At 46.5% G+C, this 13464-nt stretch carries 17 protein-coding genes; all 17 read right to left on the minus strand.

The window, feature by feature from the left end:
* Positions 1 to 14: 14 nt before the first annotated feature.
* On the minus strand, positions 15 to 1829 hold the full coding sequence (locus Q1Q15_RS03290; protein ID WP_300456613.1) for a hypothetical protein: 1815 nt from the start codon (positions 1827 to 1829) through the stop codon (positions 15 to 17).
* Positions 1830 to 1841: 12 nt separating this feature from the next.
* The gene (locus tag Q1Q15_RS03295; protein WP_300456615.1) at positions 1842 to 2135 is read right to left on the minus strand and encodes a hypothetical protein; all 294 of its coding nucleotides are present in this window, start codon (positions 2133 to 2135) and stop codon (positions 1842 to 1844) included.
* Positions 2136 to 2137: 2 nt separating this feature from the next.
* The gene (locus Q1Q15_RS03300) at positions 2138 to 2755 is read right to left on the minus strand and encodes a hypothetical protein (protein WP_300456616.1); all 618 of its coding nucleotides are present in this window, start codon (positions 2753 to 2755) and stop codon (positions 2138 to 2140) included.
* Positions 2752 to 3279: a hypothetical protein gene (locus Q1Q15_RS03305; RefSeq protein WP_300456618.1), complete on the minus strand. Its 528-nt coding sequence runs from the start codon at positions 3277 to 3279 to the stop codon at positions 2752 to 2754. The genes Q1Q15_RS03300 and Q1Q15_RS03305 overlap by 4 nt, the downstream gene beginning before the upstream one ends.
* An 11-nt stretch (positions 3280 to 3290) precedes the next feature.
* Entirely contained in the window at positions 3291 to 4406 is a 1116-nt protein-coding gene (locus Q1Q15_RS03310) for a hypothetical protein (RefSeq protein ID WP_300456619.1), read from the minus strand.
* 19 nt (positions 4407 to 4425) lie between these two features.
* Positions 4426 to 4686 (minus strand): hypothetical protein, encoded by a 261-nt coding sequence (locus tag Q1Q15_RS03315; RefSeq protein ID WP_300456621.1) that lies wholly within the window; start codon positions 4684 to 4686, stop codon positions 4426 to 4428.
* Position 4687: 1 nt separating this feature from the next.
* The gene (locus tag Q1Q15_RS03320; RefSeq protein ID WP_300456622.1) at positions 4688 to 5602 is read right to left on the minus strand and encodes a hypothetical protein; all 915 of its coding nucleotides are present in this window, start codon (positions 5600 to 5602) and stop codon (positions 4688 to 4690) included.
* Between the two features lie 3 nt (positions 5603 to 5605).
* Entirely contained in the window at positions 5606 to 6142 is a 537-nt protein-coding gene (locus Q1Q15_RS03325; RefSeq protein ID WP_300456623.1) for a hypothetical protein, read from the minus strand.
* A 6-nt stretch (positions 6143 to 6148) separates the two neighbouring features.
* The gene (locus Q1Q15_RS03330) at positions 6149 to 6379 is read right to left on the minus strand and encodes a hypothetical protein (protein WP_300456625.1); all 231 of its coding nucleotides are present in this window, start codon (positions 6377 to 6379) and stop codon (positions 6149 to 6151) included.
* A gap of 12 nt (positions 6380 to 6391) precedes the next feature.
* Positions 6392 to 7720, minus strand: a complete 1329-nt coding sequence (locus Q1Q15_RS03335) for a hypothetical protein (protein WP_300456626.1) — start codon at positions 7718 to 7720, stop codon at positions 6392 to 6394.
* Positions 7720 to 9327 (minus strand): hypothetical protein, encoded by a 1608-nt coding sequence (locus tag Q1Q15_RS03340; RefSeq protein ID WP_300456628.1) that lies wholly within the window; start codon positions 9325 to 9327, stop codon positions 7720 to 7722. Before Q1Q15_RS03340 ends, Q1Q15_RS03335 begins: the two co-directional genes overlap by 1 nt.
* Positions 9327 to 9872 carry a hypothetical protein gene (locus Q1Q15_RS03345; protein ID WP_300456630.1) on the minus strand — a complete coding sequence of 182 codons (546 nt, stop codon included), beginning with the start codon at positions 9870 to 9872 and terminating at the stop codon, positions 9327 to 9329. The genes Q1Q15_RS03340 and Q1Q15_RS03345 overlap by 1 nt, the downstream gene beginning before the upstream one ends.
* Before the next feature lies 1 nt (position 9873).
* The gene (locus Q1Q15_RS03350) at positions 9874 to 10503 is read right to left on the minus strand and encodes a DUF6682 family protein (protein WP_300456632.1); all 630 of its coding nucleotides are present in this window, start codon (positions 10501 to 10503) and stop codon (positions 9874 to 9876) included.
* Between the two features lie 3 nt (positions 10504 to 10506).
* Complete coding sequence (locus Q1Q15_RS03355; RefSeq protein ID WP_300456634.1) at positions 10507 to 10863, minus strand: hypothetical protein; 357 nt, start codon at positions 10861 to 10863, stop codon at positions 10507 to 10509.
* A 64-nt stretch (positions 10864 to 10927) separates the two neighbouring features.
* Positions 10928 to 11335, minus strand: coding sequence for a hypothetical protein (locus tag Q1Q15_RS03360; RefSeq protein ID WP_300456636.1), 408 nt, complete (start codon positions 11333 to 11335; stop codon positions 10928 to 10930).
* Positions 11336 to 11389: 54 nt separating this feature from the next.
* Positions 11390 to 12340, minus strand: a complete 951-nt coding sequence (locus tag Q1Q15_RS03365; RefSeq protein ID WP_300456638.1) for a hypothetical protein — start codon at positions 12338 to 12340, stop codon at positions 11390 to 11392.
* Positions 12341 to 12355: 15 nt separating this feature from the next.
* Positions 12356 to 13330 carry a hypothetical protein gene (locus tag Q1Q15_RS03370; RefSeq protein ID WP_300456639.1) on the minus strand — a complete coding sequence of 325 codons (975 nt, stop codon included), beginning with the start codon at positions 13328 to 13330 and terminating at the stop codon, positions 12356 to 12358.
* Between the last annotated feature and the right edge of the window lie 134 nt (positions 13331 to 13464).

Below are 13464 nucleotides of genomic sequence, written 5' to 3' on the forward strand. Positions count from 1 at the left end.
TTTTTTTATAATCCTTATCGTGAAAGCTTCTGTGTTCCAGTGGCATTCCTTTTGAACCAATCCACACCTGCGCCAATTGCCTGAGTTCTTTGCTGTGCCGAAAACTCTTTATACATTTCAACTTCTTCCGGGGTTAATGGAATAGGCCCCTGATCAGTTATCACCACCGGAATTCTTTGTCCGTTCTGGGGGATAACCTGGACGTTCCATTGACTAATATCCTGGGGCAATTCCGGCCTTATCTGCTGTGGTGCGTTTGGCTGGGGTTGTGGGGGTGGCGGATCTGGTTGCGCTTGCTGCCCACCATTCATGGCCGATTCTTTTTTATTGTGAAGGCCTTCAAGGTCTCTGTAAGACTGCTGAATTCTTGCCCATCCATCTCCCTGCTTGACATACCAATCGCCGTCCTTTGCCTTTTTTGCCCCTTTTACGGGTGGTGTGTTTGGCCCAGGTTTTTTAGGCTCTCCGGGTTGCTGGTTGTATTGGGAGATAATATTTTGGGACATCCCGTTATAAAGCTGGATGGCAGACTTTGCCTTTTCAAGTTTCATCTGATCTGTCTTAGACAGCCCCTCAGCGTTTGAGTTTTTCTCATAAAAGGACATAGCGGCCTCAAGGGCACCCTTGCCCTGGGACGTCATCCCATCACCATCAAACATGGCTGAAATGTCTGTTCCGGGCTTGACGAATGGGGTAAGGACAAAAGACAAATCCGCTTTAAATTTCTTTGTCATTTTTGTGGAAGTCTCAATGCGATCTTTTTCTCCGGCCCTGTTATGGGCACCCATGGCCGCCTTGGACGTTGCAATCTTCTGGGTGTTCAATGCGACATCCCCCAAGGCCTTTTCCCGTTTCAAATTTTCAACGGTTATCCCGGCATCCTGCAAGGCTTCCCAGGAAGAGAACATAATCTTTTCATTGGTCTTTTCGTTCCGGACCTCAATCTCTACTTGATTCGGGTTTAATACATTCTTTTGGGGGATGATGAGATACCTTGAACCCTTCGCATTCTTTCCGTACATAGGATTCATCCTCTTCTCAAGGTTGCCTTGCCTGGTGGTTTCAAACCCCTTGGCCAATTGCCCCACGAATTCTTTTTCTCCAGTAGTATTCAATTGAGACACAACTTCCTGTAGGGATCTTCTACCCGTTTCCTGGAATTTTCCGGAAGGGCTGTCTAAATATTGGACTGAAAAAGTTTTGGTTTCGGGGTCATATTCCCCTACCTGATAAGGTAACGGCAATTCTTGCGACATCTTTTCAATACCATTGACAGCCTTGTCAATATCCCCTTGGCTAAGGGCTTCGTTAATATACCCTTTTGTCGCCTGGAATTGTCCGAATGCCTGTTTGGTCCTGGCAAGCCGGTTTTGCATAATCTGGGTCCGGCCCTGTTCGCTCTGGGCTTCTTGGTCAATGAGGGTGGCATATGCCTTGTGCCCCTGGGCGCCTGAATATAAATCAAGGGGAGCTTTCTCCCAATCGGCATCCTTGTTTGCCGACCTCCATTGGTATAGGGCCTCCATTTTTGAGTCATACTCTTTTGATTCTTTTGCCCCTTTTATGGACTTGTCGGCCTCAAGCCCTGTGGCATATGATTGTTTTGCTGCTATACCAACATGGGCAGGCGTACCTTCCGGCAATTCGCCCGTCCCCTGCAGGCCTGTTAATGCCGTTTGGTACTGCCCTTTTTCATCAAGCTTTGTTTTCCGATCCTGTTGCTGCTGATTAAATGTCGTGTTCCGCTGCCCCATGGCCTGGATACCATTCAAGGTCTGAGCAATCCCCATGAAATCATTGTAGCCAACTCTGCCCCATTTATCAGGCATGGTAGAATCTCCCTATGAAAATAAATATGAACCTATGCCAAGGGCAAGGCCACCAACGGCCCACCCGACTGGCCCCAAACCTAACGCTGTCGTTGCCGCCGCCGTGCTTGTCGCAGCCGACGCACCTAAAAGGGCTCCTGTTTGAGCGCCCATGGCCGCTCCGCCCATACCTGCCATGGCTGCACCACCGGCATTCGGCCCGGGGTCCCTGTTCGCTGGAATATCTTTCATCATGCCACCATACGTTCCGGCTGCATTGTTCATCCCGCTCATGGCTTTTCCCATTGGGTTCTCAATTTGATACATAGCTAATACCCCATCGCATTGGTTAATCGCCCAAAATTTTCCTGCTCAGCGTTCGTCCTGGCCGCTGTCCTGGCTCCGGATATGGCTTTTGCCCGGTTCAATGCGTTTGCGTTTGACATGGCTGCAAACCTGCCGGAATTTGGGTTAATCCCCATCCGGGAACTGTCCCGGCCCAGGGTTGCCTGTGATCCCATGAACGCCTGAGCTGCATCCGCCGCGGCTTTGTTTGCCCGGCCTTCCACGTCAACACCGTTAAGGGCTTCCTGGTAAAAAGCGCTCCTGACTGGGGCCTTTTCCTTCATGGCCGCCGTCTGATCTGCCATGGTTGCACTGGCGAACGCTGTCTGCTGCGGCAACAGGGAGAGTGCCGCTTCGTTCTGGGCAAGATTCAAGCCTGTTTCAGACGGGATCAACTCCATGTTAGCGTCAATCTGGGCCTGTTCCATTGGCTTGTAACTTTCTTCCCAGAACTTGAAGTAATCTTCCGCCATCCCCTGTTGAGCTTCCGCAATGGTTGCCATCCTGGCGTTATACGCAGCATCGAATGTATCCCCTGAACTGCCACCTTTAAACCAGACCTGTCTTTTTTCAAAATAATTGTGGTTGTTTTGAAAAATCATTTTTCACCTCTTGTGTAATAGATAAAAAAAGCGTCTTCGCTCTTTTGTTTTTCTTTATTCCATATGGCGTTTGGGATTATCCCGGCAGACTTGGCCCCACATTGCAGGCAAAATTTTATTGCATACTGGTTCCATCCCGGGATAAACCCGGTAAAAAGATCAAAGATGAATTTCCCGTCGTTATCTTTCATATGGATCAGAGTAGAAATAACCTCTTTTCCGATACCAACGGCCTGGCCCCACACTTCTGAGAATCCGCAAAAATGGTTCCTTGCCGTATGATTTTCAAACCGATTCAACCAGGTGAAGCCAACGGGCTCAGTTCCAATCATCACGACATAAAAAAGAACACCAGGTGACTTCATGACAGACAGGAATTCATCCCGGTTGGAAATGGTCCCCTCATAGAATACTGTTTTATCCGTTCCGTCCTTAACCGTTCGGTCGTAAAATTTTTTCATGTCAGAATCAGGAATGGTCCGGATTCCATCTATTTCTGTATATGGAAGTAATGTTATTTTCATGTTTTCGAATATCATCCAATCGCTATGTAATTTACGGTTCCAGTGCAAAGAACTGCTGCGCCTGCCAAATCAGCACTATAAGAAATAAGGTTTGCTGTCATAGAGGTATAACTCCCAGATCCTTCCCATGTATTGGACGAATAGACGGTGCTGATAGAACCCCTTTCTATTGTTACTCGAATCTGGGTAATGTCCGTAACAGACTCAGGAGATTCAAGCGTCCATGTCTGTATTGTATCTGCAGATAATTTATAATCAGACCAGTCACCATTGACCCAATTGCCATTATAATATTCGAGACGTATTCGTATATTGAGCCTCTTATAATTGATGGTATCCGATTCGCCGACTATGTATTCTCGATTGAATCCTGAACCAGACACGTTGACGGTCACTTGTTTTAAATTTGCGGGCAGATCGGTAAAAGCTGCTGTCGTTACAGTCGAAGTGATCCCTGTATTCGTTAAATTCACTGGAGATCCGACAGTCCCATCAGCCGCAATCAATTGAGCTACAGGCTTAAATGCGTAGATATGCGATCCCTCATAGGTTTCTTCTATATCGATCGCGCCTATCTTTAATGATTGACTTTGACTGACATAACTGACGTCAAAGGACGTTAGAGAGGCTGGGCTTACAATTATTCTGGGTTCTGTTTCCCAATAACCCGGAAGAGTGATAGTAACGCCATTAGCAGCCGTTCCAGCCTCTATCCGTTTAAGAGATTTGGTTTTCCTATGGTCCCCATTCAGCCATTGATAAAACTCAATGTCCCCGCCATAGATTTTACAATAGTTGCCGTCAATATCATCACCAATGGTGATTATAGAACCGGCATGAATTTTACCACCATCTATTTGTGTACTGTTCGCATACCTCAAGTCTGCATCATTCGTGGCGCCTTCATTGCTCCATTTTTCGGTATAATAAATCGCAGGTGCATTTACGATGCCTTTAAGTGCGCCAATCAATGTTCCGTCGGCATTAATGGCATTTCTCAACTTGCCGGCCGCAACAGAATGACACACCTTGATTTTTGAAATGGTTCCGGGAAGGCTATCCTCAGCCCATATTTTAAGGGAATTCTGGCCCTTTTTAAGCGCATTGGTTGGAAGTGATACCCACATTATACATAGTTCTCCATTATCAACTATTTATAAATGTGAAGCTTGTCACAGGTTTCCATGTACCGTTGACCATAACCCAGGCAATATTTGCTGCTGCTGTGGCTTCCCCTATAAAACCTGTTGGGAGAGCACCCTGACCGATACTGGTAATAGTAGGTAGTGCGTTTAAAGTAAATGCCCCACCTGTCTGGAATCCTGATGGAAGTGGCCCTTGACCGATAGCAGTTAATGTAGGAGCATCCTGTAAAATAAATGCCCCTCCTGTAGTAAAACCACTCATTTTATTCTGACACCGTGAAGTTTGGCGTACACCACTCTACAGCTACACCGGATTTAAATACCATCCATTCAGGACTTGTTGTGTTTGGAAACTGTGTTCCTGGGGCAGTGATGATTAATTGGTCTGCCCCTTCTGCCAGAACACTTTTTAAACCCGACATGTATCCAAGCGCATATATTACAGTTTGTGCGGATACATCAGGATCTTTTCCATTAATAGAACCCTCCATGGGCCTCAGTATTACTGAATTTACATGGTCCCCGATACCTGCTGTCGGAGCGGAATAATACCATACGGCCTGCTGGGTTAACCCCCCAACCCTTGCTGCATATAGAGATGTGTTATATGTATTCCATAGATAAGTCCGTATACTTTTTTGTAAATCCGCATCACCGGCAGCATTTAAATCTAAAGTATCATAGGAATGTCTATCAAAACCCCCTACTATATGCGAATATGTTGCCCAAGTTCCTGCCATATCTTTCATGGTTACAAATAGATGCTTATCTCCGGCACTGACACAGAGAGTTCCGGCAAGTTGGTAGGTGTGAGATACACCATAAGAGTAAGTACTTTGAGTACATGGGTTAGTTCCTGTGTGAGTAGTGGTATTCCAATCTTCGTAGGTAGTCAGTAATATATACCAGTTTGAACTGTAGTACAGCGCCCTAATTTTAACGTATAGTGTTTCATCAGTGTAACCCTCGCCCGGATCATCAACCTGGCTAAAATCTTTTGAAACAACCCATGCAACTTCTGCGTTCAAAGATGGTGGGTTAGTAATAGTGCCGACTGTCTGTACCAGCGTATCGTATAAAGTCCAACCGGCAGCAACGGCACAATCTTTTATATTAGTGGCAAACTCTGTCAAGGTAACATCTGAATCAAAATCCCATACCATACATTTTAAAGCCATATTTTAATCCTCCCAGGTAGTTGTAAGTACAGTTAATTCATCTGTTGCTGCTGTAATTATTGCTATTTTTGATAGATACTTTTCAGTGATTGCAGTTAATTCGACTCTGCTTGAATCAATTTGCATTGCCACATCAATTGCTTTAGTGGTAACAGAGACACCTTCCAGAGCAGCAACTTTTGTAATCAGCAAATTACTGAAATCTGTTATTGATCCGTTTTTTATCCCAACGGCGTCTTCATAAAGAACACCCCAGGCAGGGTTTTTAAAAACAGATCTCTGTCCACTTACAACTGCACCCTCTTCTGTCATCAATGCTTCAAACTCTACCTGTTTTTGTGCTTTCATTTGATCAAGTGTTAAATGCCACTCAAGGACTTCAATTTCAGCCTGATTATCAACCACACTTAACACCCGGCACTTCTTTGCATAGGAAGGCCATTCACACCAGGCTGTTTCAAGCCCTTCTGGACAATCTATATGATGCCCGATTTTTGTGCTTATAACTTCCATTGTTTCCGGATCGTATGTTATTTTCATTTGTCCTTACTCCTCCTCAATTTTTAAATACAAAGAACCATTTGGATATGTGCCTTCTGGCGGATCGCCTGTTCCATAAAAAACCATACCTGTTTGTCCAGTAAAAGGGGCCCCTCCAGGAGTAACGCCATCATGTAAAATCAATAAATTCAAATCCGTATCAATGGTTATAGACCGGGCTTTTCCCACTAAAAGCGCAGTCTCCGCCGTCGTATACCCGGGAAACATTACCGCCATTGCAAGTCTCCTTTATATTTCATAGTCTTTATCTTCTTCTGCAAAATCCATGTGAAAATCAGTGTCCTGCAAATCGACATCACCAAAAATTTCATTGGTCAGGATGTCATCATTCAATGCAAAATCGAGTTCACCGGCATAGTCATCATTGATTTCAATATAGACCATGGCCCCGCCTTCAAAATCACTGCTGAAAGCAATTTCTTCCGCTTGGGCAAAGGTGGTGGATGCGTCCAGAGTCCTTTCCGTATCGTCCGAGAAAACAATATTTTCAGCCGAATCGTTAAGATCCCTCAATTCATCAATATTGATATCCCCGAGACTATCCGGTTTGTTTTGAAGATCGTTAAAGGACATGACAACACTGTTGAACTCAGCTGTTTGTGCAGCTGCGTCTATTTTCCAACCCTGGACACCTGATATAAAATTAGAACTCTGAACACTTAGACCAATAAAGACCTCACTGGTATCGATATGATCAGCGTTAATTGAATCAGCCTGAATGTGCCGGGCAAGGATGGTTTTATCGACTACCAGATTTCCATCAATACCCACTGTTGGGATATCATCTACATCCCCCTGCATAAGAATTCCGGCCCGCTCCCAATAAGTTGTATTGGGTGGTTCGTTCCCGGAGTGTGCCGCAACGGAAATGCTTTTCCATCGCCTTCCATCGCTGGTCCGGCAAAGCTCATTTAACACATAAGAATGACCAGCATCATACAAATCAGGGGTTGTCCCGGACAGCATGTCAATAATACCATCAATGGTTTCACCCACGGATTCATCACCGGTTACCACGTATCCGCCCTGGGCATCCGGTGGGGCCCAGATTGAATTTTTACCGGTATAACTGACCGCTCGTATCCAATAGGTAAAATCGTGGGTAACCGTGAACCCGGAGTGCTTAAAGACCCCGGCCTCTCCCCTGGTGGTGCTTGTCATGGTTACAATCCCGAGCAATACGGCATCATCCCGCTCCTGGCTGGACTCCGCCACCCATACTTCAATATGGGAAACAATCGTATCAATCGGATTGGTCCAGGTCAGTGTGTGAACAAATGGCCCCTTGGTCACCGTTAACGATCTCGGTGGATTTGGGGTTTCCAGGGATCCGGATGATGATGTAATTACGGCATACGGTTTTGTTGATGAACTGTTCTTGAATTGATTCAGGTTAATCCCAAGCTTTTCAAGATCACTGACTCTTAATGCTTTTTGTTCATCCGTGTTCCGTCCCTGGCCTGATAATGTTTCGAGCAGGGATTTAACCGCCGTGAAAAAGGCCACCTGGTCAGTTGAGGTGGATGCCGGTATATTGGGGACATTGGGATCAGACATTATGCCCTCACTATTTCCATTGCCGATCTGCCGATCATGATCCGGTCAATGGTTGCTTTTCCTACTGCTTTGATCTGGAAGGACTTCCCCCCGGCAAGCTTCACCCGGAAAATACGGTCATTGCTTACGGCTTTGGTTGCAGCCAATATGCCGTCCACATAAAAGGAGAGTGTAACACTGCCGGCCGTAAAATCTCCGGCTACCTTACCCGCCGTGTAAACCTGTCTTGAAGAGAACTCAAATATTTTTGACAGCCAGGTATAATCCGAAATATTCCCTGTCCGGAAAGAAACGATTTCCCGGACAGCACTTTTTGTTTGAATCAAATACAACAAATCTGCATCAGGGGAATAATGTCCGCCGTATACGTTCTGAGGCATGGAAAGGGTTTTATACTCTCCGGTCCCCAGGTGAAGAGAAAAGCCAATGGTGGTACCAGAGAAAAAACCGACATAGGATTCATTATAGTAGAATCCAAACAGGTTCTCAGGGGAAAGGGCTTTCCATTGTTCCCGGGTAAAAATATTTTCTGTGATCAGCCTGCCGGTCCCTGTTTCATCGATAGCATACAACCCGTCCGGAGAAGCATACACAACCCCACCGGGAATATTCACAATCGATCTTGCGGACACGCATTTCTGTTGGTACCCAAGCCGCTTCATTGAAAGGGTAAGTGGGTCCTGGCCGATCAGTAAATATGGTACCGTTTCAGTCAGAACGGCAACAAGGCTGCCGGTGTATCCAAACCCAACAATATCAGATTCGGTTGTCAGGCTATATATTGCCGGGAAAGCGTATGGAATAAAAACCTCAGACGGATAAATGGTATTCCCATTGAACCCGAAAACAAGACCGTGTGACGTGGCAATTAAACCGCTCAAGGCTTCAACAGGTGCCGTCCAATCTGTGGTTGAAAGGACTTCGCCCAGGTCATCATCTGTTTTGGTATCATCATAGGTAATTTCAGACCTGGCGATCTCATCAACATACTGATATTCAGAACCATTATTCCCGGCATTCAGCCGATAAAACCGGTAGTGTGTCGCATAGATACCCTCGGCATAGGACATGGCCATTTCTGTCAATCTGGGAGTGATACCGGAATAAACATCGAATACCGCTGTAGGCGGAGACGGTGCAGACTCGACTTCACTTCCGTCTTCCCATTTTGCCACCATTGTATAAACATATGAAGACGAGTGAACCAGTTCATCTGTCGCTTCTCCGATCAGTGTGACTGTCGGTGCTATTGTAGGCGCCGGGATACCCAATCGCCGAGTTGTCGTCGGGAAAGGAGAAGAAACCAACGCCAAGGCGGCATTTGTCTCTTTGGGATACCCGGCCCCGGTCAATACAATCCTGTTCCCGGAGTCTGCAACCAGGGATTTAACGATATTTACGGTTTCATCCCACTGCAGAAAGGAACTGTTCATCTTAAAAATGGTGGTGATCGCTGCCCCAATATCCATGATGGAAGAAACGCCTTTAACCGGTTGGATATTCCCAGATTCAAGATCACAATTAATAGCACTGGCTGCATGATCCACAGGCAATAGCTTGTCTGCTATCCTTGGTATTTCTCCTTTAAAGCCGCTGATATCAATCATTATACAAAAGACCTTTGCTGTACCATTAACCGAGTTTGGTCATTCGTCTGCATCGCTTTAATCTTTGCAGACCCAAGATCCTCTAAATATTTTGAATAATTGATCCTTGCCAGCTGTGGGTTTGACCATGTTTTTTCAGGCATCATCATGAGGCTGTATTTTGCATAGGATTCAATAGCCTCAAACCAATCATCATATAAAATATCTGGAAGACCGGTCGCGGCCCGGTCAGGCTTAAGAAACGTCGTCACCTCAAACGTGGTGTCACTGGTTACTGCATTGTCCAGGGTAACGGTTACCCCGCTTCTGGTATACTGATTAAACGCCTTGCTGCTGATTGAAAGCCGGCACCCGGTTACGGTTGATTCATCTGCAATGGTCAGGGTGATGGTAGATGCATCCGCCAAGACTTCCGTTTCTGCATCGATCTGCCATATATGGGAATCCCGGCAAAATTCGATGGCGCCTCTTAAAAGTTCTATTTTCATCAACGATTTTGGACATCCCGGGGTCTGGGGTATAACATGATCTATAAACCTGTCCATTTTACGCTCCTTGCACCTGCATTAACGCTGCATCATTTTTCGCTTTAACCCCAAGGGCAGTATAAAGCGCATTCAAATAGCCATCAGCCCTGCCAAAGTCAGCCCCTTCCGTGTGCATGGACAGACACCGGTACAGGACATAATCCATTACGGGAGAAAGAAATGTTTCAGATATTCCAATGTTACCGGATGCAGCCGTAAATGTTGCAGGGGTATCGGAATAGATAATTTCAACGGAGAGGGTGGTCGACGGCATTGGATAGACAAAGAAGCCTTTCGGGTTTTCAGCATCAAACATGAAGTGTTCAATGGCCGTAGCTGTCTCTTCAATGGTCCACCCGGGGACAGAATCATTTAACAATTCACGGGTTATCCGTCTGATGGGTCTGCCTGCTATATTCCGGGTGACATCAAGCAATCGAACGCCCGTGGCCGGGATCACCTGCTTTGGCGTATCGGCGGTTAATTCAAGGGATGCCGTAACGGCTGTGGCATCAGGCCGCAATAAGGCGATCATATTAAGGGCCTCATTGACAAAAGAAACCTTCAGATCACTATCCCAAATATCCCCATCCGGATCGTTTAGAATTTTACCCAGGTTGCTTAACAATGCTGTCCCCGTGGTTGTCATCTTCTATTCTTCCTTGTCAGCGGGCATAAAGCTATCGCCAAGCAGGGTGGCAAGTCTTGTGACCATTTCAAGCTTTGTCCATTCGGGCTTCAGTTCATCAACATCGTTCTCAATGGCAAAAATTTTTATATCATTCTTCGTTACCTTGGAAACATCACGGCCAAACCATTGCTGAACCAGCTCCTCTCCTTTTTCTTTTGAGATCAACCCGTTTCCTTTTGTGTCACGCCCATCGTCTGTGACCGGTACAACTTTCTTTTTAGAAACAGGGGCCTCGCAGGGGACCATCTCCTTTTTCTTTGCTAATCTTTTGTTCCAGTGCATAACCTGACCGGTTTTAACGTTCTTCAAAAACTTCATTGTTCAAATCTCCTTTTGAATAAGGAGGGCTTTTTACACCCTCCACAAGGTAGCGGGCCTTGTCTTATTTTGTGTCGATATAAAACAGTTCAACAACCATCGAACCACCGCCAGCGGTTACGATACTTGTAAAATCTGCCCCACCGGTTACAGTGACCCTGGGTGTCTTTGCTGCTGAAAACCCTGTAACAGCATCAGCTGCAAGTGCAAGGGACCCGACCACCCCGGCAGCAAGGACACTTTGTGCTGTATTGGCGGAGTATTTATCCAGATCACCAGAGATACCCACCTGCATAACAGCGGTTGTGTCTCCGGCGAAGCCTTCTGAAACAGTCGCCTTCCAGCCCAGGGGGATTGCTCCGACGGGCAAGGGGGCGTCAAAGTCGATGTAACCGGTGGTATTCGTGTTGTCCGTAAAGTCAGCGATCTCCAAAACCTGAGATAATAGACTCTTTACATTCCTGAATTTCATTGTCGTTTTCTCCTGTTTAAGTGGACCCGGGTTTTAATCGGGTCCCTTTAATTATCAAGCCGGTTTGCAGTAAAGATGGCCCATGGATTCAGGCTTGATCACTTTATAACCATAAACCTGAAGCCCTCTCATGAGCTTCCCGAAGTCATCCGGGTTGTCGATCAGTTCATTCTCTGTCAACTGGCTGGCAAAGGTCAGTGCTGATTTATGACCGAAAATAGAACTGTAACAAGTGACGGATCCCTCCAGGGTGGACAGGACATTGTTGGATACAAAAATCTCAAACGTATCAATGACCCCTATCCGGCCATTACGCTTCATTGACACGCCATCACCGGAATAACTGGCCTCGGACAGTTCAGACGTCTTGATCCGGGTGGATGCCCAGGCCGGAATAACAAACCACCGGTTGGTCTGGGGAACGTTCTGCTCGGTGAGGACCTGGCCGCATGCCACCATCTTGTCAACGATGGTAGTCTTTGACAGGGGTTCAGCATCAGACCCGTCCGTATTGGCTGCACCAAGATCGATATTGGCGGATATTTTACCGGCTGTGGCACCAACGTTGTATGCACTCGCATCAGACGGAACGTCAGACAGGATGTCCCCGTCAATCTCAATCTTCATCTGCTCGGACGCGTCTTCCGCCCACTTGGAAACGTAATCGATGTCAGCCTGTTTCTTTTCAACGGAGTTGATGGCAACCCCGTAATATTTACCCTGATCGATGAGCAGCTCAACATTGTCGGATCGGGGCTTTTCATATTTCAGGGACTGACCGATTTCATAATCCCGGATGGTGATATCCGGAACCGTCCTGATAATAACCTTATCGCCGTATGCGGTAATTTCACCCTCATAATCAGTGTTACTGATAGCGGCGAACACGGTGGCCATGTAAAATTTTTCAATGAGCTTCCCTGACCAGATCTCAGGGATGTAAGTACCGGATAACCCGGAATTTGTATCGTATGAGCCTAAGCTCGCATCAATGGGATATACCATGATAGAAATCTCCTATCAGGCAACAATCCTCCCCTGTGTTGGGGCCAGGAAAATATCCGCCTCAAGCGCCTTTGCCTCATCATCCCTGCCCCTGAACTTGCCTGCAGCCTTATCTGTATAGAACTGTGCAATTTGTTTCCGTGTCCACGTCCTGGCACTCTGCTGTGTGGGTGGATTAAGGTCTGTCCCGGTATTGTTCGGGGCTGGTTGAATATTTGGCTTTGGCGTATCAGGTGGTTTCTCTTTGGATTGACTGCCTAAATATTCATCAAAGATCTCAATGGTCGCTTGAAGGTCTCGGTTCGCTTCTGCCCTTTGCAGCTTTGCATGACGCGATTCAAACTCATGTTCAGGAAACTGCCTCAAGAAATTAAGGAAATTCTGATCCGTGTTCAAAGCATCAAAGCTTTCACCCTTTTGGGTAATGGCTTGTTTCACCTGGGACAGGTAATTCTCATACTTGGTTTTAGCGTCCGTTTCCCTGTCTTTTGACACATCACCGGATATCTGGCTGATTTGTTCGGTCAGCTCTTTGTTCTGTGCCTGCAGAGTCTGGATAGTATTGATAAGCTTTCCGAAGTCATCACCATACTGGGTGAAATCATCCGGATTAAGCGGGTCCCCTTCATCAACCGTGGGATCTTTTACATTTTGGTTGTTGCCAGCTTCCGTAAGCTGTGCGTTTTTTGTCTGTAGCTCAGACACGGATGATTGCAGGTTCCTGATTTCCTGGTGGAGTCGCGGTACCTCGGCATCAAATTTTCCCTTGAGCGTGAGGTATTTGTCCTTGTAATGTTCCGGTTCAGGAGTATCTACGGGTTTCTGTGTCTGCTGAACAACCTGTTCCGGCAAAGTATCCCGTTGACCTGGCTGAGGGTCCCCATCAAGTGGGGGTGTCCCTGGCTGATCCTGGGGTTTTCCTTCTCTTAGCTGTTTTTGAATCGCCTCTGATCGTTCAGCGGCTTTTCGTACTGCATCTGGTAATGTCATGTGTTTCCTTTCGTGGCCCTTGCGGGTATCACTGGTTTTGGTGGGTCTTGCACCGATTGTGCAAGGTATCCGATAACTGCAACTTTAAAGGGAGTTTTTGGAATGGACAAGAAAGGCCTCCCTACATAGGGCTA

The sequence above is a fragment of the Desulfobacula sp. genome, from assembly GCF_030145145.1.
GTDB lineage: Bacteria > Desulfobacterota > Desulfobacteria > Desulfobacterales > Desulfobacteraceae > Desulfobacula.

Coding starts and splice junctions, on each gene's coding strand:
- Q1Q15_RS03290 (WP_300456613.1), bottom strand. CDS start 1,829: ATGCCTGATAAATGGGGCAGAGTTGGCTACAATGATTTCATGGGGATT.
- Q1Q15_RS03295 (WP_300456615.1), bottom strand. CDS start 2,135: ATGTATCAAATTGAGAACCCAATGGGAAAAGCCATGAGCGGGATGAAC.
- Q1Q15_RS03300 (WP_300456616.1), bottom strand. CDS start 2,755: ATGATTTTTCAAAACAACCACAATTATTTTGAAAAAAGACAGGTCTGG.
- Q1Q15_RS03305 (WP_300456618.1), bottom strand. CDS start 3,279: ATGAAAATAACATTACTTCCATATACAGAAATAGATGGAATCCGGACC.
- Q1Q15_RS03310 (WP_300456619.1), bottom strand. CDS start 4,406: ATGTGGGTATCACTTCCAACCAATGCGCTTAAAAAGGGCCAGAATTCC.
- Q1Q15_RS03315 (WP_300456621.1), bottom strand. CDS start 4,686: ATGAGTGGTTTTACTACAGGAGGGGCATTTATTTTACAGGATGCTCCT.
- Q1Q15_RS03320 (WP_300456622.1), bottom strand. CDS start 5,602: ATGGCTTTAAAATGTATGGTATGGGATTTTGATTCAGATGTTACCTTG.
- Q1Q15_RS03325 (WP_300456623.1), bottom strand. CDS start 6,142: ATGAAAATAACATACGATCCGGAAACAATGGAAGTTATAAGCACAAAA.
- Q1Q15_RS03330 (WP_300456625.1), bottom strand. CDS start 6,379: ATGGCGGTAATGTTTCCCGGGTATACGACGGCGGAGACTGCGCTTTTA.
- Q1Q15_RS03335 (WP_300456626.1), bottom strand. CDS start 7,720: ATGTCTGATCCCAATGTCCCCAATATACCGGCATCCACCTCAACTGAC.
- Q1Q15_RS03340 (WP_300456628.1), bottom strand. CDS start 9,327: ATGATTGATATCAGCGGCTTTAAAGGAGAAATACCAAGGATAGCAGAC.
- Q1Q15_RS03345 (WP_300456630.1), bottom strand. CDS start 9,872: ATGGACAGGTTTATAGATCATGTTATACCCCAGACCCCGGGATGTCCA.
- Q1Q15_RS03350 (WP_300456632.1), bottom strand. CDS start 10,503: ATGACAACCACGGGGACAGCATTGTTAAGCAACCTGGGTAAAATTCTA.
- Q1Q15_RS03355 (WP_300456634.1), bottom strand. CDS start 10,863: ATGAAGTTTTTGAAGAACGTTAAAACCGGTCAGGTTATGCACTGGAAC.
- Q1Q15_RS03360 (WP_300456636.1), bottom strand. CDS start 11,335: ATGAAATTCAGGAATGTAAAGAGTCTATTATCTCAGGTTTTGGAGATC.
- Q1Q15_RS03365 (WP_300456638.1), bottom strand. CDS start 12,340: ATGGTATATCCCATTGATGCGAGCTTAGGCTCATACGATACAAATTCC.
- Q1Q15_RS03370 (WP_300456639.1), bottom strand. CDS start 13,330: ATGACATTACCAGATGCAGTACGAAAAGCCGCTGAACGATCAGAGGCG.